The sequence below is a fragment of the Pseudomonas sp. RIT-562 genome (assembly GCF_026241895.1).
GTDB classification, from domain to species: Bacteria; Pseudomonadota; Gammaproteobacteria; order Pseudomonadales; family Pseudomonadaceae; genus Aquipseudomonas; species Aquipseudomonas mandelii_F.
Genome location: NZ_JAPJIV010000031.1, coordinates 1 through 21,983, shown reverse-complemented (window position 1 = coordinate 21,983; position 21,983 = coordinate 1). Strand labels below are relative to the sequence as shown.

The window sequence follows — 21,983 nt, the reverse complement described above, 5'->3', positions numbered from 1 at the left end:
AGCGGGCTTGCTCGCGAAGGCGGTGGACCAGTCGATATTGATATTGCCTGATATGACACCTTCGCGAGCAAGCCCGCTCCCACAGTGCGCCAGCTGCTACAGATGGGAATGATTACAACTGCGCAGCCAATCGCGACCCCTGGTTGATTGCACGCTTGGCATCCAGCTCTGCCGCCACGTCCGCGCCGCCGATCAGGTGCACATTCTGCCCCGCCGCAACCAGGCCATCGTGCAACTCGCGCAAGGGATCCTGTCCGGCGCAGATCACGATATTGTCCACCGCCAGCACCTGCGGTTCGCCGGTTTCGCCAATGCGGATATGCAGCCCCTCGTCGTCGATCTTCAGGTACTCGACGCTGTTGAGCATCTGCACCTGTTTATTCTTCAAACCGGTACGGTGAATCCAGCCGGTGGTCTTGCCCAGGCCGTCGCCGACCTTGGATTTCTTGCGCTGCAGCAAGAACACTTCACGGGCCGGAGCATGGGGCTCGGCCTTGATTCCGGCCACGCCACCGCGTGCTTGCAGATCGGTATCGATGCCCCACTCTTTCCAGAACGCCGTCCGATCCAGGCTGGTCGAGACGCCCTGGTGCACCAGGAATTCCGACACATCAAAGCCGATACCGCCGGCACCAATCACCGCCACGCGCTTGCCCACCGGTTTGCGTTCGAGGATCACGTCCAGGTAGCTCAGCACCTTGGCATTGTCCACGCCCGCAATTGCCGGAGTTCTTGGCGCGATGCCGGTGGCCAGGATGATCTCGTCGAAACCACCCTCAACCAGCTGGGCAACATCAACACGGGTGTTCAGACACACTTCCACGTGAGTGGTCTGCAGCTTGCGGCCGAAATAACGCAAGGTTTCGAAGAACTCTTCCTTGCCCGGCACGCGCTTGGCGATGTTGAACTGGCCGCCGATCTCGCTGGCCGAATCGAACAGCGTGACCTGATGACCGCGCTCCGCCGCCACGGTGGCCGCGGACAAACCGGCAGGACCGGCACCGACCACGGCAATCTTCTTGATCTGCTGCACCGGCAGGTAGTTGAGCTCGGTTTCATGGCAAGCCCGCGGGTTCACCAGGCAACTGGTCAACTTGCCGCCGAAGGTGTGATCCAGGCACGCCTGATTACAGCCGATGCAGGTATTGATTTCGTCGGCGCGGCCAGCGGCGGCCTTGTTGACGAAGTCAGCGTCGGCGAGGAACGGACGAGCCATCGACACCATGTCGGCATCGCCTTCGGCGAGAATCTGCTCGGCGACTTCCGGCGTGTTGATGCGGTTGGTGGTGATCAGCGGAATGCTCACGGAACCGCGCAGCTTGGCCGTGACTTTGCTGAACGCGGCGCGCGGCACCTTGGTGGCGATGGTCGGGATTCGCGCTTCGTGCCAGCCGATACCGGTGTTGATGATGGTCGCGCCGGCCTGCTCGATGGCTTTGGCCAGGGTGACGATTTCTTCCCAGCTACTGCCGCCTTCCACCAGGTCGAGCATCGACAGGCGGAAGATGATGATGAAGTTCGGCCCTACCGCTTCGCGCACTCGACGGACGATTTCCACCGGCAGGCGCATACGGTTTTCGTAGCTGCCGCCCCAGCGGTCGGTACGGTGGTTGGTGTGAGCCGCGAGGAACTGGTTAATGAAATAACCTTCGGAGCCCATGATCTCCACGCCGTCGTACTCGGCTTTCTGCGCCAGGACCGAGCAGGTGACAAAATCGCTGATCTGTTTCTCGATGCCTTCCTCGTCCAGCTCCTTGGGCTTGAACGGGTTGATCGGCGCCTGGATCGCACTCGGTGCAACCTGTTTCGGACTGTAGGCATAACGGCCGGCGTGGAGAATCTGCATGCAGATCTTGCCGCCCGCCTCATGCACCGCGCGGGTGACGATCTGGTGTTTGAGCGCTTCTTCCTCGGTGGTGAGCTTGGCTGCACCGGAATACACCCCGCCCTCGTCGTTCGGGCCAATGCCGCCGGTGACCATCAGGCCGACGCCGCCACGGGCGCGCTCGGCAAAATAAGCCGCCATGCGCTCGAAACCACCCGGCTTCTCTTCAAGACCCGTGTGCATCGAGCCCATCAGGGTGCGATTGCGCAACGTGGTAAAACCCAGGTCCAGCGGGGCCAGCAGGTGCGGGTAATGGGCGGCGGTCATCGGTAACTCCACATCGAACGATCACGGGAAATGCGAGAGCTCTACGGCCCCCGTCAGTCATGTTCGTCAGACTAAGAGTCAGGACGCGGCCACTCAATGACCATAAGTGACAACTTAATGATCCAAATGAGCAGCCACGGGTCTAATTCTGAACCTGTGGCGCGCGAGCATGCTCGCGCGCCACAGGGTTATCTGCAGCCCGAGTTGTCAACGCAGGTTGAGAAAGTTCGGCACGCTCGCGCTCATCGCGACACAACTCGCGTAACGCTTGCAGGCCTTGACGCTGGCTGTCTCCGGAGGCGCCGAAAACTGCACGGTCAGCACCAGCAAAAACAGGATGAACAGTGGAACTGAATAGCCGAGAAGACTTTTTATTTTCATTGTCTGTGCTCTCTTGACTGTTAAAACGGACCTGCTGTCAGCGCTCGTCGACGGTAATGAACTCGCGACGCTGCGCCATGAACGCGGGCACGTTGTCTTCATCGGTGAAGAACTGCTCGTACCATTCGCGTAACTGGTAGACCGGGCCGTCGGTTTCCGCCAGCACCGGCTTGTCGATACGGATCTTGTGTTTCCAGATCACCACGTCCTGGTAAAACGAATCGCGGTTGCCCTGGACATACGCCCGGGCCACTTCCATGTTCTGTTCTTCCGTCCAGCCCGGCACGCGCTTGACCATGCAACCAAAGCGCAGGTCGAAACTGTCTGGCGTCACGGGAACGTGGCTGTTGAGCAGGATGGCGTGGATGCGTACGTCGCCGAACATCGAACTGATGTGCGTGAAATGCGTGGCAGGACCGTAGTAGGCCGACGGCGCAATCAGGTCGCCGCCCAGGCGTTCGGAGTCACCGTGAAAAATCTGGTGGCCAATGTGGCCTTCAAAGATGTTGGCGAAATACTTGGTCGGCGTGCCGTGCACCGGCCCGAAATGCTGGGCATCCACCAAGTTATCGACCAGCTCACGCGGGTTGGTTTCGATATGCATGGTGTCGATGTTCCAGTCGTGGATCCAGTCCGGATCGTCCATCTCCGGCAGGTGCGGGATGACCACGTTGTCCTTGGGTGGCCGGCCTTCAGGGTTGTTCCAGACGAACAGCAGGTTGTTCTCCTCGCAGGCCAGCCAGCTGCGGGTCTTGGCCTTGGGTGGAATGCGCTTGCAATACGGGATCTCCACGCACTTGCCGCCAGTGTCATACTTCCAGTGGTGGAACGGGCACACCAGCCGGTCGTTTTCGACGGTGCCCTGGGACAGGTCGGCGCCCATGTGCGGGCAATAGGCGTCCAGGATGCTGATGTTGCCTTGGCTGTCGGCAAAAGCCACCAGGCGCGTGCCAAACACTTCCAGGGTGTGCGGCTTGCCGTCACGGTAATCGTTGGCATTGCCCAGGCAGTGCCAGCCACGTGCGTAACGGTGGGTACGCTGGGCGTTCTCGATGTTGATTTCAGCGAGTTTCGTCATTGTTATTGTTCCTCGATTGCAGACTTCGGGGCAGGCTGTACCCCCAAGAAATACAGGCCCCAACCAAAACAGGGCGATCCCATGTCAAACATCATTGAGCAGCCGCGCAAGAACAGCATCGTTCAATTGGACTAGATCAAACGCGAACTACTCTCGGCAGCGCGCCCGTTGGCAAAACGAGCGCTGTGCTGCAGGTCTACTGACCGAAACGGCGAGCGGCTTCCGGGCCGAAATCCTTCGGACTGAAGCCGGGCCTGTTCAGCATGTAGCCGTTGCGCTGCTCGTTGATCAGGTTGAACGCCAGGTAACTGCCGGCATTGAGATCGTGATACAGGCCCACGCCCGCCTGCAGGCGGCGGGTTTCATAGGCGTAGAAAAAGTTCAGCATCGAGGTGCGCCACAGCTCGCCACGGTTGTCGTAGTTGTCCGCAAGCATCGGGTACCAGGTGTCTTCGTCGATGTATAACTTGCGCTTGCCGTAGAGGTGGCGATAACCCGGCTTGAGGGTCCCTTCCAGCTCCCATACCCGATGGCGTTCGAAGCGCAGGGCATCCGGGTTGATGTGGCCAGGGGTCAGCAGGTTGGCGTACTTGAGGTTGGCCGCGTGCAGGCGATAGGTGTTGTAGGGAATGAACATCTCGCGCTTGCCGACGATCTTCCAGTCATAGCGCTGGCCCGAGCCGTTGAACAGACGCACCTCGTCCACGGTGAGCGAACCGCCGCTGCCCGGGAACGACATGTCGAAGCCATAACCTGGGGACTGACGCACCCGCCGCGTGCCCGGATCATAGCGCCAGGACTGGCGCGGTTCGGTCTTGTCATTCCAGAACTCGGTGCCGGTGTTGATCTCGCCCTTGTCCCGTTGCGGCAACAGGGTTTCGTTGAGGTAGAACGACGAGTTGCCGGTAGTTTCACCGATCTTGCCCGGTTCCAGCGCCGGCGCCAGGTTGCGTGAATGCACCCGGCCCCAGTTGATATTGCCGTCCTTGAGCACATAGGCGTTGTCGGAGATGTACTCCTCGGTCCAGGCGCGCAGGGTGAACGTCGAGGCGTTCTTCAACAATTCCAGACCGCTGCGCGGAACCGGAAATGGTGTGCCGCCGGTTTTCCCCACCACCCCTTCACCATCGTCAACCAGCCGCGCGACGCTGGCGTTTTCGCGGGTGGCCTGGCACACCGTGTCGTCCATGCGGAAGTCGCGGTGCGTGGGATAGACCGGCATTTTGTAGGTATTGGGGTACAGCTTGAACAACGCTTGTTGCCCGTCGGACAGCTGATTGGCGTATTGCGCCATGTTCTGCGCGGTAATCACAAACAGCGGTTTTTCGTCCGGATACGGATCTACCGGATGGTTGCCGGTGCCCTTGAAATCAACTTGGGGCGGCACACCCAGCCATTTGCCGCTGAACGCCGGGATGCTGCCGTCGGCATTGCCGGCTTTTTCCGCGCCCATGCAGGTCAAGTCGTTGCCCAGGCGGGCGACATCTTCCGGTGCGGCATTCACCATGCCCATGGCACAGCATCCCACCAACAACGCCAAGGCCCGGCCCGGGAACTCGTTACTGCCGATCATTGTTATTCTCCTTATCAAGGTTCGACATCGGTTCATCAGTATCGACAGGCCATGATCCTGGCAGCATCGTCCGCACGGACTAACGCATTTTCGCGTGTCCCGCCATCACACCCTTGACGCCGCTGGCTGCTGCGGCGCGCCAAGTGCCACCACGCTGTTGAGCATGATCCGCACCAGTTCGGTCTGGCGCCGCACTCCAGTCTTGGAAAAGATCGAACGCAGGTGCGCGCGGGCAGTATTGCGGCGGATGTTCAAGGACTCCGAGGCCTCCTCCAGCGACAAGCCGTTCGCCAATTCCAGCGCCAATGCGGTTTCCGCGGGGGTCAGGTTGTACAGCTGCGAGGTCAGCACCGAACTCACCAGCGACTTGCCCACCGCGTCGCGCACATACACCACCACCGTGGGCTTGCCGTTGCCTTCGAGCAGTTCCTGGGACGGAATCAACTCCACCACCACGCCCAGGCTGACCTGGCCTGAAGGTCGGGAAATCGAGGTTGCCTCGGCAATCTGCACAGCCTGTTGCGCACCCTGTTTTGAACGTTGGAAAGCATTACGCACCAGTCGCGAAAGCTCCCGATTGTCACTGGGGTACGTCGCTTCCAGTCGACCACCCACCACTTTGAGGCCGTCATTGCTGTCGAGAATGTCCCGGGCAACGGGATTGAGCTGTACCACGGTGCCGTTTTCATCGAGGACGATGGTCGCTACCGCGAGACGATTGATCGTCTGCGAATACAGGCTGCCCAGGGACTCGCTGCGATCGAGCAGCGCATGCATGTGCAAGGCCCGGCGCAAGTGGGGCAACAACATCGCGCACATGGCGCGCTCGCTGTCACCGAAACGCGGTTGACTCTGCGGCCGGTTGATGCGAAACCGCACGGTGCCGCCATCGGGCATGCGGATATCGGCCCCGAGCATGTGGTAGCAACCGTAGGGCTCGCAATACAACAGATAGAACGCCGACCGGGCCCATTCGGCATCGCTCACCAACTCGTCGATGGTGAACACCTGGTCGGTGACCAGGCCGTCGAACAGCGAGGATTTGGGGTAGTAGGCGTAATGGTTGATTCCGCCCTCACCCAACTCGACATCGCCTGCGACGACCATCGGTGAGAGCAGCGGCTCTTCCTGCTCGCGCAGAATCAGGGTGACAAAATTGGCCTTGAACAACGACCGCACCTGATGCAGCGAATCGCTCAGGCAGCGGGTATCCATCGCCGAGTCATAGATGGTGCCGATGATCCGTTCGTACTCGGCCAGGTCCAGGCCCATTTGCGCCAGGACTTGTGCGTTGGGCAGACAACTTTGCATAACCATTCCCCAGCAGAGGGCCCGACCGGTAGGCCCTCATGGTTTCAGTTGAAAGTGCGATGCTTTACGGTAATTCGAACAACCCGGCAGCCCCCATGCCGCCCCCGATGCACATGGCGATCACCACGTAACGCACACCCCGGCGCCGCCCTTCCAGCAAGGCGTGGCCGACCATCCGTGCGCCGGACATGCCGAACGGATGACCAATGGCGATCGCCCCGCCGTTGACGTTCAGGCGCTCGGCCGGAATTTGCAGCGCATCGCGGCAATGCAGAACCTGGCTGGCGAAGGCTTCATTGATTTCCCACAAACCGATATCCGCCACGCTCAGGCCAAAACGCTTGAGCAACTTGGGAATCGCGACGACCGGGCCGATGCCCATTTCTTCCGGCGCGCAACCGCCCACGGCAATCCCGCGGTAAATGCCCAACGGCGTCAGCCCACGGCGTTTGGCCTCGGCACGACTCATCAGCAGGCTGGCCGCGGCACCGTCGGAGAATTGCGAAGCATTGCCAGCGGTGACAAATTCACCCTGCTCAACCCACTTGCCGTCCTTCCATACCGGTTTTAATGCCGCCAGGTCTTCCAGGCGCGTGTTGGGCCGATTGCACTCATCGCGCAGCACCTGCACGCGCTCATGGCCGTTAGGTTGGCCATCGGCGGCGAACAGTAGCTTGTCCACGCTCAGCCCGACAATTTCCTCGTCGAACAGCCCGTTGCGTTGGGCGGCGGCCGTGCGCAGCTGGCTTTGCAGCGAGTATTCATCCTGGGCCGCCCGGCTGATGCCATAGCGGCGCGAGACGATCTCGGCGGTTTCGATCATCGGGATATAGGCGCTGGGCATTACTTGCAGCACGGCTTCGGACTGGGCGCGGAAGGTGTTCTTGTGTTTGGTCTGGGTCAGCGACAACGACTCCACCCCGCCGCCGATGGCGATGTTCATTTCGCCGCTCATGATGCCCTTGGCGGCCACGCCGATGCTCATCAGCCCCGAGGCGCACATGCGGTCCAGGGCCATGCCCGGCACGCTGGCGGGCAGGCCGCCGGTGTAGGCGCAGAGCCGTCCGATGTTGTAGGCCTGGGTGCCCTGCTGCACCGCCGCGCCCATGATCACATCCTCGACGTCAGCAGGATCGATATCGGCGCGTTCGACGACGGCACGCACCACATGACCGCCGAGCACCGGAGCCTCGGTATCGTTGAACGATCCGCGAAAAGACTTGGCCAGCGCGGTACGGGCGGTGGCGACGATAACGACTTCATTCAGGTCCATGGGTAGCTCACTTGGAAATTGGATTGAAGGTGTAGCGGCTGATGGTGTCGATCACACAGCCCGGACGGGCCTGGCCCTCGACTTCCATGGTCATGCGCACCACCAGTTGGACGGCGTCGCCCAGTTGTTCGGCGCGCAGGATCTGGCCGCTGCCGCGCACGCGCGAGTCGACCTTGACCGGCGCCGGAAAGCGCACCCGGTCGCTGCCGTAGTTGACGCCCATTGCCATGTTTTCGAGGATCAACAACTGCGGCATGAACAGGTTCGCCAGGGACTGGGTCAGGTAGCCGTGGGCAATGCAGGCACCGAACGGGCCGCTGGCAGCGCGCACGGGGTCGACATGAATCCACTGGTGATCACTGGTCGCTTCGGCGAATAGGTCGATGCGCTGCTGGTCGATGGTCAACCAGTCGGTGTGGCCCAGGTCCAGGCCCTCGGCCGCCAGCAGTGCCTGGGCGCTGCGAAACACGTGACTCATGATGCAATCCTCACGCCTGTTGGGAGCTGACGGACAGCACTTCGCCGACCATGTAGGAGGCGTAGTCGCTGGCCAGGAACATCATCACGTTGGCCACTTCCCAGACCTCGGCAGCGCGACCGAACGCCTCGCGCCCCGCGAGGCTGGCGAGCAGTTCTTCGCTGGAGGCCTTCTTGAGGAAATCGTGCAATGCAATCGATGGCGAAACCGCGTTGATGCGCACTCCGAACTCGGCAGCTTCCAGGGCGCTGCAGCGGGTCAGGGCCATGACTCCGGCCTTGGCGGCGGCGTAATGGGCCTGTTCCTTCTGCGCGCGCCAGCCGAGCACCGAGGCGTTGTTGACGATGGCTCCGGCGCCGCGCTGCTGCATGTGGGGCAACATCGCCCGGGTCATGCGGAACGTACCGGTGAGGGTCACGTCCAGTACCCGCAGCCATTCCTCGTCGCTCATCTCCACGACGCGTTTCTGACCGCCGAGGCCGGCGTTGTTGATCAGCACATCGACCCCGCCCAACACCTCTTCAGCTGCCGCCACCAACGCCTGGACTTCGTCCTCGACGGTGACATTGCACAACTGGCCATAAATCGCCTGCAGGCCAGTTTCGGCCTTGAGGCGTTCTACCGCCTCTTCCAGCCGACGCGGGTGCACATCGGAGATCATCAGCGCCCGGCAACCCTCCTCGGCACTGCGCCGGGCCGCCGAGTAACCGATGCCGGCACCGGCGGCGGCGGTAATCAACACCGACTTTCCCGCCAGCAATTGATGACCGGGAACATAAGGGGGAGCTTGTCTCACAGCGTCTACCTCCGAAGAAATCAATACGCTGCAGTTGTACGGACGGGGCGGGTCAGGCGCATCGTCAAAATGGGGTATGCAGGGTGTCGAGGTTGCAGCGCTCCCGTAGGAGCCCGGCTTGCCGGCGATGGCAGTCTCAGGTGCGCCATCGCTGGCAAGCCAGGCTCCTACGGGGATTGGGGTGTAGGCGGGATTGGGATTGGCACAAATCCGTCGGAGCCCGGCTTGCCGGCGATGGTGGTCTCAGGTGCGTCATCGCTGGCAAGCCAGACTCCTACGGGGATTGGGGTGTAGGCGGGATTGGATTCGGCACAAATCCGTAGGAGTCCGGCTTGCCGGCGATGGCGGTCTCAGGTGCGCCATCGCTGGCAAGCCAGGCTCCTACGGGTCATCGTGGGTGTTCGTTGGATCACCTATCGCCTTAACTGCCCCAGACCTTCTGGGCCTTCGGCGCTTCGGCAAGGATGGCATCCACCACGGCGCCGATTTCTTCGACCTGCCACATCGCGCCCTTGTCGCGAGTGACGCCGGTGCGCCAACCGTCACCCAGGGAAATTCTTCCACCCTGGCTTTCAAAGATCTGGCCGCTGACGTGGGCTGACGCCGGGCTGCCCAGCCAGACCACCAGCGGCGCGACGTTTTCCGCGGCCCAGGCATCGAAGCTGCCATCGTCGGGTTTCCTGACCATGTCGGGCATCGCGCTCTCGGTCATCGAGGTACGGGCAGCAGGCGCCAGGGCGTTGGCGGTGACGCCATAGCGGGCCAGCTCCGCGGCTTGCACCAGGGTCAGCGAGGCGATGCCGCCTTTGGCCGCCGAATAATTGGACTGTCCCACCGAGCCTTGCAGGCCGGCGCCGGAACTGGTGTTGATGATGCGTGCGTCAACCGGGGTGCCAGCCTTGGCCAGGTCGCGCCAGCGCCGACCCAGGATGTTGGCCAGGCAGTAATGACCTTTGAGGTGCACGCGCATGACCATGTCCCAGTCTTCTTCACTGAGGCTGATGAACATGCGGTCGCGCAATACGCCGGCGTTGTTGATCAACACGTGCACTTCACCAAAGGACGCCAGCGCCGCATCGACGATGCGCTGGGCCGTGGCGAGGGTGGTGATGTCATCGCTGTTGGCGATCGCCTGGCCACCGTTGGCGCGGATCTCGCCCGCCACATCTTCGGCGGCTTCGGCGCGTATATCGTTGACCACCACATTGGCGCCTTGCGCGGCGAATGCCAGGGCGTAAGCGCGACCGAGGCCGCCTCCGGCACCGGTAATGATCACGGTGCGGTCTGCACACATCGTCATGTTTGACTCCTCAGGATTTTTTAGTCGGCCGCTCACTCGAAGCAGCGGCCGGCAGGAACAACTACAAGCGTTCGATGATGGTCACGTTGGCCTGGCCGCCGCCTTCGCACATGGTCTGCAGGCCATAACGACCGCCGCTGCATTCCAGCTCGTTGAGCAGCGTGGTCATCAAGCGTGCGCCAGTGGCGCCCAGCGGATGCCCCAGGGCAATCGCCCCGCCGTTGACGTTAGTGCACGCCGGGTCGTAATCGAGCTCCTTGGCCCAGGCCATCACCACCGAAGCAAAGGCTTCGTTGATTTCCACCCGGTCAATGTCGGCCATACTCAGGCCGCTCCTGGCCAGGGCACGGCGGGTGGCGGCAATCGGTGCGGTGAGGTGCCAGATCGGATCATCACCGAGCACGGTCAAATGATGAATGCGCGCCCGAGGCGTCAGGTCATAGCGCTTGAGCGCGGCTTCCGACACCACCAACAGCGCGGCCGAGGCATCGCACGTCTGGCTCGACACCGCTGCGGTGATCGACGGGAACTGCGGGTCCACCGGTTGCAACTCGGCCATCTTCGCCAGGCTGCTGTGGCGCGGGGTTTCATCCACCGCCAACCCTTGGCAGGCAACGATCTCCCGGGCGAAGCGGCCACTGGCGATAGCGGCCAGCGCCCGCTCGTGGCTTTGCAAGGCAAATTCCTCCATTTGCTCGCGGCTGATCTGCCAGTGATCGGCAATCCGTTGCGCGGCGTAGAACTGGTTCACCGGCTGCTGACCGAACCGCGCCTGCCAGCCGACGCTGCCCGAGAATGGATCGGCAAAACCCAGCGGCTGACCGGCGAGCATCGCCGAGGAGATCGGGATCTGGGTCATGGTTTGCACCCCGCCCACCGCGACCACATCCTGGGTCCCGCTCATCACCGCCTGCGCGGCAAAATGCAGCGCCTGTTGCGACGAACCGCACTGGCGATCCACTGTGGTGCCGGGCACCGTCAGCGGTAGACCGGCGGCCAGCCAGCTAGTGCGGGCGATGTCGCCGGCTTGTGAACCGATGGTATCGACACAGCCGAAGATCACGTCGTCGTAATCCTCGGCAGGGATCACATTGCGCCCAACCAGCGCCTTGAGCACGTGTGCTCCCAGGTCAATGGCGTGGATCTGGCTCAAAGAGCCCTTGCGCCGGCCGGTCGGGCTGCGCAGTGCATCAACGATATAGGCTTGGGCCATGAGTCATTCCTCGAAAGTGTGCCCCGGCCCCAGGCCGGTGGCATCGGCGAACAGGTAGTCGCTGACACGGGTTTTGTGAAAGCCGCGGTCGCCCCAGGAGGCATCGAGGGCCCAGGCACGCTTCATGAACATCTGCAGGTCCACTTCCCAGGTGTACCCCATCGCGCCGTGCACCTGGATGCCTTTGCGCGCGGCGATCCAGCTCGCTTCGTTGGCCGCCAGGCGCGCCTGGGAAACCCACACCCCAGCGTTCACATCGCCCCGGGCGATGGCATGGGCGGCGCGGTACAGCACGGGCTTGGCCTGTTCGATGTAACGGGCAACGTCGGCCAGGTGATGCTTGACCGCCTGAAAACTGCCGATTGGCTTGCCGAACTGTTTGCGTTGGGCCACATAGTCGACCGACAGGTCGAGCATGCGCTGCGCCAGCCCGAGCAATTGCCCGGCCACCGACAGCGCGCCGCGGTCCAGCACATTCGCCAGCAAGGCTCGGCCCTGCTCGCCACTGGCGATGCAGGTGGCCGGCGCAGGCGTCCAGGCCACCTGGCCCAGACGCCGCGAGGCATCGATGCTCGGATGGTTTTGCACATCCACCTGGGCGCGCGGCACCACGTGGATGTCATCGCCGTCGCTGAGGATCAGCACTTCAGCCGAGTGCGCATCACTAACCAGGGGATTGACCGGATGACTGATCGCCATGCGCAAGCTGCCGTCGGCAATGCGCGGCAGCAACGCGGCGCGGGCCGGATGCTGCGCAGGCAGGCCCGCCAACAGGCCGCAGGCGACATAGGCGGTATCGGCCAATGAGTCGGGAATCGCGTAGTAGCCCAGCTCCTGGGTCATCAACGCCCAGGTCACGTCATCCATGCCCAGGCCGCCCTCAGCCTCGGGCACCGACAGGGCCGTCAGCCCCTGCTCGGCGATCTTGTTGCGCAAATCCCGGGAACGCCCGACGTCGGTCTCCCAGATTTCCCGGAGCATTTCCGGGGCGGCCTCGGTCATCAGGAAGCGACTGATGGCTTCGCGGAACGCCAACTGGTCATCGTTGAAAGTGAAGTCCATGGCGGTTCCTTATTTCGGCAAACCGAGCATGCGCTCGGCGATGATGTTGCGCTGGATTTCGTTGGTCCCGGCATAGATTGGCCCGGCCTGGGCAAACAGGAAGCCCTCCAGCCAGCCCGCCGCATCGCCCGCTTGCGGACCTTTTGCCAACAGCTCACCACGCGTACCGAGAATGCGCATGGCGGTCTCGTGCAGCTTCAGGTCCAGCTCCGACCAGATGATTTTGTTGATGCTCGACTCGGCACCGATCTGCTCGCCGCGGCTCAAACGCCCCACCGTGTGGTAGGCCGACAGCGCATAGGCTTCGGCCGTCATCCAGGTTTCCAGCACGGCATCGCGCAGGCCTGGATCACGGTCGGCGCTGGCGCGATTGGCCTTGTACAGCTCGACCAGCTTGCGCGCCGGCGCCAGGAAACGTGCCGGTGAACGCAACAACAGGCCGCGCTCGAAACCGGCGGTGGCCATCGCCACATGCCAGCCCTGCCCTTCGGCGCCAATCCGATTGGCGACCGGCACGCGCACGTCGTCGAAAAACACCTCGGCGAAAGATTCCTTGCCGTTGAGTGCCTTGATCGGGCGAATGCTCACCCCCGGCGTATCCAGCGGCACCATGACAAATGACAAACCATGGTGACGGCTCGATCCTGGCTCGCTGCGGAACAGGCCGAACAGCCAGTCAGCGAAAGTCGCGCGGCTCGACCAGGTTTTCTGTCCGTTGATTACGTAGTGATCGCCATCAAGCACTGCCTTGCTGGTGATCGCCGCCATGTCGGAGCCGGCATTGGGTTCCGACCAGCCCTGCGCCCACATGTCCAGGCTGGCGGCCATGCGCGGCAGAAAGCGCTTTTTCTGCTCCTCGGTGCCGAATTCCATCAGGGTCGGCCCAAGCAGCAACTGGCCATTCTGGTTGATGCGCATCGGCGCGCCGGCACCGTAATACTCTTCTTCGAATATCAGCCACTCGATCAGGTCGCAGCCACGACCGCCGAGTTCTGCCGGCCACATCACCATCGACCAGCGGCTCTCGAACAGCTTGGCCTCCCAGGCGCGATGCTGTTCAAAACCCTCGCGGGTGTCGTAGCTGGCCAGCGGTTCGCGTGGCAGGTTGGCTGCCAGCCAGGCCCGTACTTCGGCGCGGAAGGCGTTTTGCTTGGGGGTGTAAGTCAGGTCCATGGCGTTATCTCAGAACTTGGCGTCGCGTTTTTCGACGAAGGCCCGGCGCGTTTCCGCAGAGTCCGGACTGCTATAGGCCTGCATGGTGAAACCCTGCTCCCAGCGGTATTTGTCTTCCAGGTTGCCGTCTTCGATGCCATTCAAGGCTTCCTTGGCGATGCGGATCATGCCCGGGCTTTTTTCCGCGATTTTCGCCGCGATACCCAGCGCGGTTTCGCGCAGCTGATCCTTGGGCACGATGCGTTCGATGAAGCCGTATTGCAGGGCATCCGGGGCGCTGATGCTGTCGCCGGTGAAAAACAGGTAGCGGACTTTTTGCACCGGGAACAGGCGCTGCAGGTGCGCACCGCCGCCCATGGCGCCACGGTCGACTTCCGGCAGGGCAAACGTCGCGCACTCGGACGCGACGACGATATCTGCCGCCCCCGTGATGCCGATGCCGCCGCCGAGGACAAAGCCATGCACCGCGACAATCACCGGCACCGGATTGCGGTGCACCGCCTTGAACGTGGCGTAGTTACCCGAATTGACCTGGACGATGCGCTCCGGATATTTGTCCAGTTCCTTGATGTCGACCCCGGCGCAAAACCCGCGACCTTCGGCGCGAATCACGATCACCCGCACTTCGGGGTCGGCGCCGAGGGCCTCTATCTGCTGCGCCAGCGCGTGCCACTCGGCGCTGTCGAGGGCGTTGACCGGGGGCTTGGCGATCACCAGTTCAGCGATCCCCTGATTGAGTTGTGTCGTAAATGCCTGGTTCACAGGGGTTCTCCGATACTGGCGGGATGAGTTGAGGTGGACGACTGACTGCGTGCCAGGAGCGCATCCAGGCATTGCCCGGCTTCGCTGGCGATGCCTTCGATGACTTGGCGACAGGTGAGCAGCTCGCCAATGGCTGCTGCGACCTGGCCGCTGGACAAAATGCCTTCGTCGGGTGCGCCATCGACCATCGAGCGCTGCAACAGCACCGGCTGGTTGGCCGCCATGACGACTTGCGACAACTGCGAGGGGTCTTCACGTAGTGCCCGGATGAACACGGCAAGCATGTGGCCCAAGCTCATGCCGGTCTGCTGTTTCCATTGCCAGGCGCTGCCCAGGGCAATGCGCAGGCGCCCGAACGAACCGGCTCGCTCGAGGCGATTGATAAAGCGGTTTTCGATCATGCGATGGCGCATGCCGTCTACCGCAGTGGTCACGCGGACCTGCTGCGGGTCGTTGACCTGCAGATAACGCTCCAGCGTCGCGGCCGGGGTCGGCGATTCGCGGGTCATGAGAAACCGCGTGCCCATGGCGATCCCGGCACCGCCGGCGGCGAGCACCGAAGCCAGGCCACGGCCGGTGGAGAAACCACCCGCTGCGATCACGGGCACCTTGACCGCCGCCAACACCTGGGGCAGCAGGATTGAGCTGGGCACTCCGCCGGTATGGCCGCCGCCCTCGCCGCCCTGCACGGTAATCATGTCGGCGCCCAGTTCAACGGCCTTGAGCGCGTGTTTCAAGGCGCCGACAGTCGGAATGCACAACACGTTGGCCGCTTTGAAGCGCGCGATGGTCTGTTTGTCGGGGCCACGGCCGTAGCTGACGGCGCGCAAGCGGTATTGGATTGCCAGGTCGACGCACTGGGCGGCGTTATCCTGGAACATATGAAAGTTCAGACCGAAATTGCTGCCACCGGTGGCGTCGATCACCTTGCGGATTTCGCTTTCCAGCTCATCGGCGGCAATGGTCGCCCCGGCCAGGAAACCGAAGCCTCCGGCCTGGGTCGTGCCGATCACCAGGTTGGCGTCGGCGACCCAGCCCATGGCGGTTTGAATGATCGGGTAACGGCAACCGAGGGCTTCGGTCAGCGGCGTCTGGAGCCAGCGGTTCATTGGCTTTTGTCCTCGGCCTGCTTGTTGGCGCGGGCCATGCCCTTGGCATCGAAGCCGCCCAGTTTGTCGCCGGACAACAGCTCGTTATGGGCGTGAGCAAAGTGGTGCCAGGCGAACACGGCATCCATCGCCGTACGTTTGCCTTGCAGGTCTTCGACGTGGTTGATCGCCTGCTTGGTCAGGGCCAGGCCCATGCGGGGCTGACGGGCAATGCCGGCGGCCAGGGCGTAAGTGGCCTGCTCCAGCTCCTCGCGCGGGACCAGGCGGTTGACCATGCCCACCTGCCAGGCGCGCGTGGCGCTCATGCGGTCGCCGGTAAAGAGAAATTCCTTGGCGATACGCGGATTCATCTCATAGGGATGGGCAAAATACTCCACCCCCGGAATGCCCATGCGCACCACGGGATCCTGGAAGAACGCATCGTCACTGGCGACGATCAAATCACAGACCCAGGCCAGCATCAGCCCCCCGGCGATGCACGCACCATGGACCATGGCGATTGTCGGCTTGGGCAGCTCGCGCCAGCGCCGGCACATGCCCAGGTACACCTCTTGCTCGCGGGCATACAGCTGTTCGCCACCAGGCTTGTTGGTGTGATCCCACCACAGGTGAGCGCGCTCGAATGGCTTATCGATATCCCGTCCCGGCGTGCCGATATCGTGGCCCGCCGAAAAGTGTTTGCCGTTGCCGCGCAGGACGATGACCTTGACCGTGTCGTCGTTCACCGCCTCGCGGAACGCGGCGTCGAGGGCATAGGTCATCTGCGAGTTTTGCGCATTGTTGAAGGTCGGCCGGTTCAGCGTCAGCGTGGCGATGCCCTCGGCCACGCTGTACAGCACCGGCGTTTCGGTCTCGTAGATCGCGTTGTCCTGGCGGACGATGAACTCACTGTCGCTGCTGTGCATGCTCGCCTCCATGGGTCAGGCCGTACGGATGCCGGACGGGTTGCCCTTGATCGCGGTGGCGCGGTAATCGTGGGGGTCGAGTCGACGGATCAATGCCAACTGCTCGTGGCTCGGGTGTACGGTTTCATGCAACTGCGCCGACTTGAGCAACGGGAAACCGGTGTTGTCCTGGACCTGTTCGAAGGTCACGCCGGGGTGCAGCGAGCGCACTTGCACCGCGCGCTCGGGGCCGTCGAAGTCGAGCACACACAGGTCGCTGACCACGCAGCGAATGTCCATCAAGTCGCGACGCGCGCCTTTGGGCCAGCGGTCGGCCTTGAAGCCGACGCCGGAGACCATGTCCACTTCGCCGCTGACGAACACCCGGGTGTTGTGGCTGGGCACGAAGAAGGAGTTGAGGTGGTTGATGCTGTTGCCGGGCAGCCCGCGCACACCGAGAATCGCGGTCCTGGGCTTTTGGTAATCGCCGACGCAAGACAGGTTGGTCTGGCCCCAGCGGTCGATCTGGGTCGGCCCGATCATCGCGTGACGGCGACCGCCCCACACGCATTCAAAGACCCGCTCGAACGACATGTAGCCGGAGTATTGCGCCACATAGTCGCCACGCGGCCCCAGGGGAATCGGCTCTTCGACCAGAAACGCCTCGCTGTCGGTCATCAACAGTTCCGGGCTGTGGGTCAGCTTGGCCAGGCTGGCGCCCAGGCGCGGAATCACGCCCAGGCCAGAGGCGATCACTTCACCGTTGCCGCGCCAGGCCTCGGAAGCGGCGACGATCATCAGTTCAGCGAGGGTAAAATCACAGGTTGCAGACATAATCGCTAATCCTCAGAACACGGGAAGGGGCAAGGCGCCCATGGAGTCGGCACCGCCGTTCTGTGCCTGATAGGCCTGCTCGCCACCGGCGACGTAGGTCTGCACATAGTCCTGCCAGCCGTTTTCAGCCTGGCTGCTGGCGACGTAGCCCTTGAGGTGCTTGATGTCCCAGCCGTAATCCGGCGCGCAGAGCGTCGGGTGGGCACCGAGGGGCGCGTGCACCACTCCGCTCACCAGATAACGTTCGAAGGTATTGAAGCGGGCTTGATCGGCACTCAGCGCCAGACGATCTTCCAGGCGTTCGCAGGAAACGAAACACTGGTTGGCGGCACGGGCGAACAAGTGATCGAAGTACGGGTCCGGCCCGGTCACCAGGCAGTTGCCCAGGCGGTCAGCGACGTTCACATGCAGGAACGCCACGTCGAGATTGAGCGCCGGCATCGCCAGCAGCACCTCGCCATCGGCATAGGGCGACTCGATGGTCTTGATCTGCGGATTGAGGCGCGCCACATCGGTGGCCAGGCCGCAGCGGGTCGGCAGGAACGGCAAGCGCATGCCGGCGGCCCGCAGGCCCCACTGGAACATGCCTTCATCGAGTTCCATCAGCTCCAGCTCGCCGGCTTCGCGGGCCTTGCGGTAGTAAGGTTCCAGCGGAATCGCGTCCAGCGTGGCGAAGCCGAACACCAGTTTCTTGACCTTGCCGGCTGCACACAGCATGCCCACTTCGGGGCCGCCATAGGCAACCACCGTCAGGTCCTTGACTGGCGAGCGCAGGATCTCGCGCACAATGGCCATCGGCTTGCGCCGTGGGCCCCAGCCGCCGAAACCGATGGTCATGCCATCGCGCAGTTGAGCGACCGCATCGGCCGCCGTCAGTTGTTTATTCATCATGACAATTCCTTACTGATGGCCGACCGAAAAGTCGTGCCCCCAAATGCTCACGCGGGTGAACTCGAATGCCAAATGCTCGGCCCAGTCGACTTGCAATCCGCCAAACCCGTACTCCAGGTCGAAGCCAGACGGCGTCTTCATATAGAAACTGGTCATCCGGTCGTTGAGGTGTTGGCCGAGGGTTGCCGAGAGGCTGACGTCATGGGCGTGCAGGCGGTCGTGGGCACGGCCGACTTCGGTCATCGAATCGACCTCGACCATGACGTGCACGCAGCCTGACGGCACCGGGTACTCGGCCAGTGCCAGACTGTGATGGCGGGCGTTCTGGCAATGCAGGAAGTGAATCCGGATCGGCGGGGCCGAAGCGTCGGGACGAAAGTTGAAAATGTCCGACAGCTGGAAACCGAGCACGTCCTTGGCGAACGCCAGCGTGGCGTCGAAATTCGGTGCCGGCAGCACGGTGTGACCCAGGCCCATGTCGCCGGTGATGAAGCGCGGCACGCCCTGGGGCGAAATGAATGGCAGGCAATCGGAGCGATGGCCCCAGCTCAATTCATGGCAATTGCCCGAGGGGTCGGTGAGTTTGACCAGGGCCTGCACGCCGCGTTGATCGATCTCGGCGTCAGTACCCGGCTGCCATTCGATACCGGCGGCAGTCAAATGCTCAAGCGCTGCCTGGAACGCTGGCTCGTTGGCCAGCTCCCAACCGGACGCCAGGTACTTCGCCTCGGGGCCTTCGAGGATGAGCATACGGAACGGACGCTCGTCCATTTTCACGTACAAACCACCGCCCGGCGCCGGCCGCACTTGCATGCCCAGTACATCTTCGGCGTAACGCTGCCAATGGCTGAGGTTTTCGATCTGCGACACGAAATAGCTCAAACCGCGAATGTCGATCATGCCTTGGTCCTCGGTGGCTGAATGGCTTACGTCACACATTGTGCAAAGCGCCGCCCAAGGCTTCATCGTCCGTTGAGACTAACCACCCGCTAACAGCCAGGTTGCCGCAGAACAACGCAGACGCGCTGGCCCTAGTCCGTTTTAGTGATTCGAACACGGCCTCACGGCTCCAGACTTCAAGCACCCATCCGCCTTGCAGAGACAGCCCCCCATGGAGTTCGCTTTTACCGAAGAGCACCTGATGATTCGCGACAGCGCCGAGCGTTTTCTCGCCCAGGTCAGCGACACGCATGCGGTGCGCGCCGCGATGATCCGTCCGGACGCCCATGACCCCGAAGTCTGGCAACGGATCGGCCAGGAACTGTACTGGCCAGCCCTGATGGTGCCCGAGCGTTTTGGCGGCATGGGCCTGGGATTTGTCGAGCTGGCGATCCTGCTGGAACAGAGCGGTCGCTACCTGCTCGGTTCGCCCCTGTTCGCCACGGCGTGCCTGGCCACGCCGGCCCTGATGCTCGGTCACAATGAAGCGCTGCAGGAACACTGGCTGGGCGCGATTGCCGCTGGCGAAACCCGCGCCACCCTGGCCTTTGCCAGCGTTCCTGGACTGGAAGCCCGCAGCGTGCAAACCGTGGCCAAGCCGCAGGCGGGAGGCTGGACCCTGGACGGTCAGTACGCCCAAGTCATCGACGGCGCCTCGGCCGACCTGCTGATCGTCGCCGCTCGCACTCCCGGTTCCCAGGACGAACAAGGCATCAGCCTGTTTGTCTTGCCAGCCGATACGCCGGGGGTGCTGCGCACTCCGCTGGCCACCCTGGATCAGACCCGACGCCTGGCCCGTATCGAACTGCATCGGGTGCAGGTCAGCGATGCGCAACAACTGTGCGGCCCTGCGCACGGTTGGGCGGTGCTGCGCGACACCTTGCTGATCGCCGCCATCGGTCTCGCGGCCGAGCAGACTGGCGGTGCCCAGCAGGCCCTTGACCTGACCCTGGCGTACATCACCGAGCGCCGCCAGTTCCAACGCACCATCGCCAGCTTCCAGGCCATCAAACACCGCTGCGCGGACATGATGCTGCAAGTCGAATGCGCCAGGTCGGCGGCCTACTACGCGGCCTGCGTGGCCCAGGAATATCTGGATCCGCAAGGCGATGCAACGGTGGCCAAGGAGCTTGAGCAAGCGGCGGCAACGGCGAAGATTCATGCCAGTGAAGCGTTCTTTCACTGCGCCGCCGAGTCGATCCAATTGCATGGCGGCGTCGGGTTCACCTGGGAATACGATCCACACCTGTACTTCAAACGCGCCCGCGCCAGTGAACAACTGCTGGGTAGCCCGGCGCTGCACCGTGAGCGCCTGGCCGCGCATCTTTTGGGAGAGCAAGCATGAAAATCGGTTTCAGTAGTGCCGACGAAGCGTTCCGCGAAGAGGTTGCCCAATGGATGACCGAGCACCTGAGCGGCGAGTTTGCGCCTTTGCGATTTCGCGGCGGCCCGGGGGACGAGCACAGCTTTCCCGAAGAGCGCAAAGCCTGGGAACGCGAGTTGGCCAGCGGTGCCTGGATCGGCGTGGGCTGGTCGAAAGAACACGGCGGCCGCGGGCTGTCGATCAGCCAGCAGGTGATTTTCCACGAGGAATATGCCCGCGCCGGCGGCCCCGGGCGCATGGGCCATATCGGCGAAGGCCTGGTGGGCCCGACGCTCGCCGCCTTTGGCACCCCCGCCCAACAGCAGCGCCTGTTACCCGGCATTCTCGACGGCAGCCAGTTCTGGTGCCAGGGCTACTCGGAGCCGGGGGCCGGTTCCGATCTGGCGAACGTGCAAACCCGGGCGAAGCTGGACGAAACCGGCGAGCACTGGCTGATCAGCGGGCAGAAGGTCTGGACCTCCCTGGCCCACGAGGCCGATTGGTGTTTTGTCTTGGCGCGCACCGAGCCTGGTAGCCAGGGACATCACGGTTTGTCGTTCCTGCTGGTGCCGATGGCGCAGGACAGCATTCGCGTGCAACCGATCCAGCAATTGACCGGCACCAGTGAGTTCAACGAAGTGTTCTTCGACCAGACCGTCACCCGTGCCGACAACCTGATTGGCCAACCGGGCGACGGCTGGAAGATCGCCATGGCGCTGCTGGGTTTCGAGCGCGGAGTGTCGACGCTGGGCCAACAGATGCAGTTTCACAACGAGCTCGACGAAATCATCCGCATCGCCCGCGACAATGGTGCCGCCCGTGATCCGCTGGTGCGCCAGCGCATCGCCCAGGCCTGGGCCGGGCTGAAAGTGTTGCGCTACAACTCGCTGCGCATGCTTTCCGGCCCGCAGGACGGCAACCTGGGGCGCGAAGCGATGATCTACAAACTGGCCTGGTCGACCTGGCACAGCGACCTGGGCAAGCTGGCCATGGATGTACTGGGCGATGCCGCAGAAATCCTCGACGCCGCGCCATATCAGCTCAGCCGCCTGCAGTCGCTGTTCCTGTTCACCCGCGCCGATACCATCTACGGCGGCAGTAATGAAATCCAGCGCAACGTGATTGCCGAACGCGCGCTGGGCATGCCCCGCGAACCACGTATCGCCAATCAAACACCACCTTTGTAGGAGTCTGGCTTGCCAGCGATGGCGCCCCGGAGATCGCCATCGCCGGCAAGCCGGGCTCCTACGGGTTTTGCGTCAGGGCACACGATTTGCGTCACACCGCGATCCCGTAGGAGCCTGCTTGCTGGCGATGGCGCCCCGGAGATCGCCATCGCCGGCAAGCCGGGCTCCTACGGGTTCTGCGTCAGGGCAAACCATTTGCGTCACACCCGCGATCCCGTAGGAGT

Annotated in this window: 20 protein-coding genes; 2 read left to right on the top strand and 18 right to left on the bottom strand. The window is 62.9% G+C overall.

Features of this window, described 5'->3' with window-relative positions; all coding sequences use genetic code 11:
- Positions 1-112: 112 nt before the first annotated feature.
- From ORL50_RS26835 to ORL50_RS26750, 18 genes are all read right to left on the bottom strand, one after another.
- Complete coding sequence (locus ORL50_RS26835; protein ID WP_266019528.1) at positions 113-2,152, bottom strand: NADPH-dependent 2,4-dienoyl-CoA reductase; 2,040 nt, start codon at positions 2,150-2,152, stop codon at positions 113-115.
- A 207-nt stretch (positions 2,153-2,359) separates the two neighbouring features.
- Positions 2,360-2,533 carry a hypothetical protein gene (locus ORL50_RS26830; RefSeq protein ID WP_266019526.1) on the bottom strand — a complete coding sequence of 58 codons (174 nt, stop codon included), beginning with the start codon at positions 2,531-2,533 and terminating at the stop codon, positions 2,360-2,362.
- A gap of 37 nt (positions 2,534-2,570) precedes the next feature.
- A complete protein-coding gene (locus ORL50_RS26825) occupies positions 2,571-3,611 on the bottom strand; it encodes a 3-ketosteroid-9-alpha-monooxygenase, oxygenase component (RefSeq protein ID WP_266019524.1) in 1,041 nt (346 codons plus the stop codon).
- 196 nt (positions 3,612-3,807) lie between these two features.
- Positions 3,808-5,184, bottom strand: coding sequence for a DUF1329 domain-containing protein (locus tag ORL50_RS26820; RefSeq protein ID WP_266019522.1), 1,377 nt, complete (start codon positions 5,182-5,184; stop codon positions 3,808-3,810).
- Positions 5,185-5,289: 105 nt separating this feature from the next.
- Positions 5,290-6,495, bottom strand: a complete 1,206-nt coding sequence (locus tag ORL50_RS26815) for a helix-turn-helix transcriptional regulator (RefSeq protein WP_266019520.1) — start codon at positions 6,493-6,495, stop codon at positions 5,290-5,292.
- A 64-nt stretch (positions 6,496-6,559) separates the two neighbouring features.
- Positions 6,560-7,768 (bottom strand): acetyl-CoA C-acyltransferase, encoded by a 1,209-nt coding sequence (locus ORL50_RS26810; protein ID WP_266019519.1) that lies wholly within the window; start codon positions 7,766-7,768, stop codon positions 6,560-6,562.
- A gap of 7 nt (positions 7,769-7,775) precedes the next feature.
- The gene (locus ORL50_RS26805) at positions 7,776-8,246 is read right to left on the bottom strand and encodes a MaoC family dehydratase (protein ID WP_266019517.1); all 471 of its coding nucleotides are present in this window, start codon (positions 8,244-8,246) and stop codon (positions 7,776-7,778) included.
- A 10-nt stretch (positions 8,247-8,256) separates the two neighbouring features.
- The gene (locus ORL50_RS26800) at positions 8,257-9,042 is read right to left on the bottom strand and encodes an SDR family oxidoreductase (RefSeq protein WP_266019515.1); all 786 of its coding nucleotides are present in this window, start codon (positions 9,040-9,042) and stop codon (positions 8,257-8,259) included.
- Between the two features lie 421 nt (positions 9,043-9,463).
- Entirely contained in the window at positions 9,464-10,342 is an 879-nt protein-coding gene (locus ORL50_RS26795; RefSeq protein ID WP_266019513.1) for an SDR family oxidoreductase, read from the bottom strand.
- A 61-nt stretch (positions 10,343-10,403) separates the two neighbouring features.
- Positions 10,404-11,555: an acetyl-CoA C-acetyltransferase gene (locus ORL50_RS26790; protein WP_266019511.1), complete on the bottom strand. Its 1,152-nt coding sequence runs from the start codon at positions 11,553-11,555 to the stop codon at positions 10,404-10,406.
- Positions 11,556-11,558: 3 nt separating this feature from the next.
- Entirely contained in the window at positions 11,559-12,617 is a 1,059-nt protein-coding gene (locus ORL50_RS26785; RefSeq protein ID WP_266019509.1) for an acyl-CoA dehydrogenase family protein, read from the bottom strand.
- Between the two features lie 9 nt (positions 12,618-12,626).
- Positions 12,627-13,790 (bottom strand): acyl-CoA dehydrogenase family protein, encoded by a 1,164-nt coding sequence (locus ORL50_RS26780; RefSeq protein ID WP_266019507.1) that lies wholly within the window; start codon positions 13,788-13,790, stop codon positions 12,627-12,629.
- 9 nt (positions 13,791-13,799) lie between these two features.
- A complete protein-coding gene (locus tag ORL50_RS26775; RefSeq protein ID WP_266019505.1) occupies positions 13,800-14,552 on the bottom strand; it encodes an enoyl-CoA hydratase family protein in 753 nt (250 codons plus the stop codon).
- Positions 14,549-15,661 carry an NAD(P)H-dependent flavin oxidoreductase gene (locus tag ORL50_RS26770; protein ID WP_266019503.1) on the bottom strand — a complete coding sequence of 371 codons (1,113 nt, stop codon included), beginning with the start codon at positions 15,659-15,661 and terminating at the stop codon, positions 14,549-14,551. The genes ORL50_RS26775 and ORL50_RS26770 overlap by 4 nt, the downstream gene beginning before the upstream one ends.
- Positions 15,658-16,566, bottom strand: a complete 909-nt coding sequence (locus ORL50_RS26765; RefSeq protein ID WP_266019502.1) for an enoyl-CoA hydratase — start codon at positions 16,564-16,566, stop codon at positions 15,658-15,660. The genes ORL50_RS26770 and ORL50_RS26765 overlap by 4 nt, the downstream gene beginning before the upstream one ends.
- A gap of 15 nt (positions 16,567-16,581) precedes the next feature.
- Positions 16,582-17,379 carry a CoA-transferase subunit beta gene (locus ORL50_RS26760; protein ID WP_266019500.1) on the bottom strand — a complete coding sequence of 266 codons (798 nt, stop codon included), beginning with the start codon at positions 17,377-17,379 and terminating at the stop codon, positions 16,582-16,584.
- 12 nt (positions 17,380-17,391) lie between these two features.
- On the bottom strand, positions 17,392-18,267 hold the full coding sequence (locus ORL50_RS26755) for a CoA transferase subunit A (RefSeq protein WP_266019609.1): 876 nt from the start codon (positions 18,265-18,267) through the stop codon (positions 17,392-17,394).
- Positions 18,268-18,279: 12 nt separating this feature from the next.
- The gene (locus ORL50_RS26750) at positions 18,280-19,170 is read right to left on the bottom strand and encodes a VOC family protein (RefSeq protein ID WP_266019498.1); all 891 of its coding nucleotides are present in this window, start codon (positions 19,168-19,170) and stop codon (positions 18,280-18,282) included.
- Between the two features lie 211 nt (positions 19,171-19,381).
- Here ORL50_RS26750 and ORL50_RS26745 point away from each other — a divergent pair, with 211 nt between their 5' ends.
- Together ORL50_RS26745 and ORL50_RS26740 are read left to right on the top strand one after the other, a co-directional pair.
- Positions 19,382-20,554, top strand: coding sequence for an acyl-CoA dehydrogenase family protein (locus ORL50_RS26745; protein WP_266019495.1), 1,173 nt, complete (start codon positions 19,382-19,384; stop codon positions 20,552-20,554).
- Positions 20,551-21,759: an acyl-CoA dehydrogenase family protein gene (locus ORL50_RS26740; RefSeq protein WP_266019493.1), complete on the top strand. Its 1,209-nt coding sequence runs from the start codon at positions 20,551-20,553 to the stop codon at positions 21,757-21,759. The genes ORL50_RS26745 and ORL50_RS26740 overlap by 4 nt, the downstream gene beginning before the upstream one ends.
- Positions 21,760-21,983 lie beyond the last annotated feature (224 nt).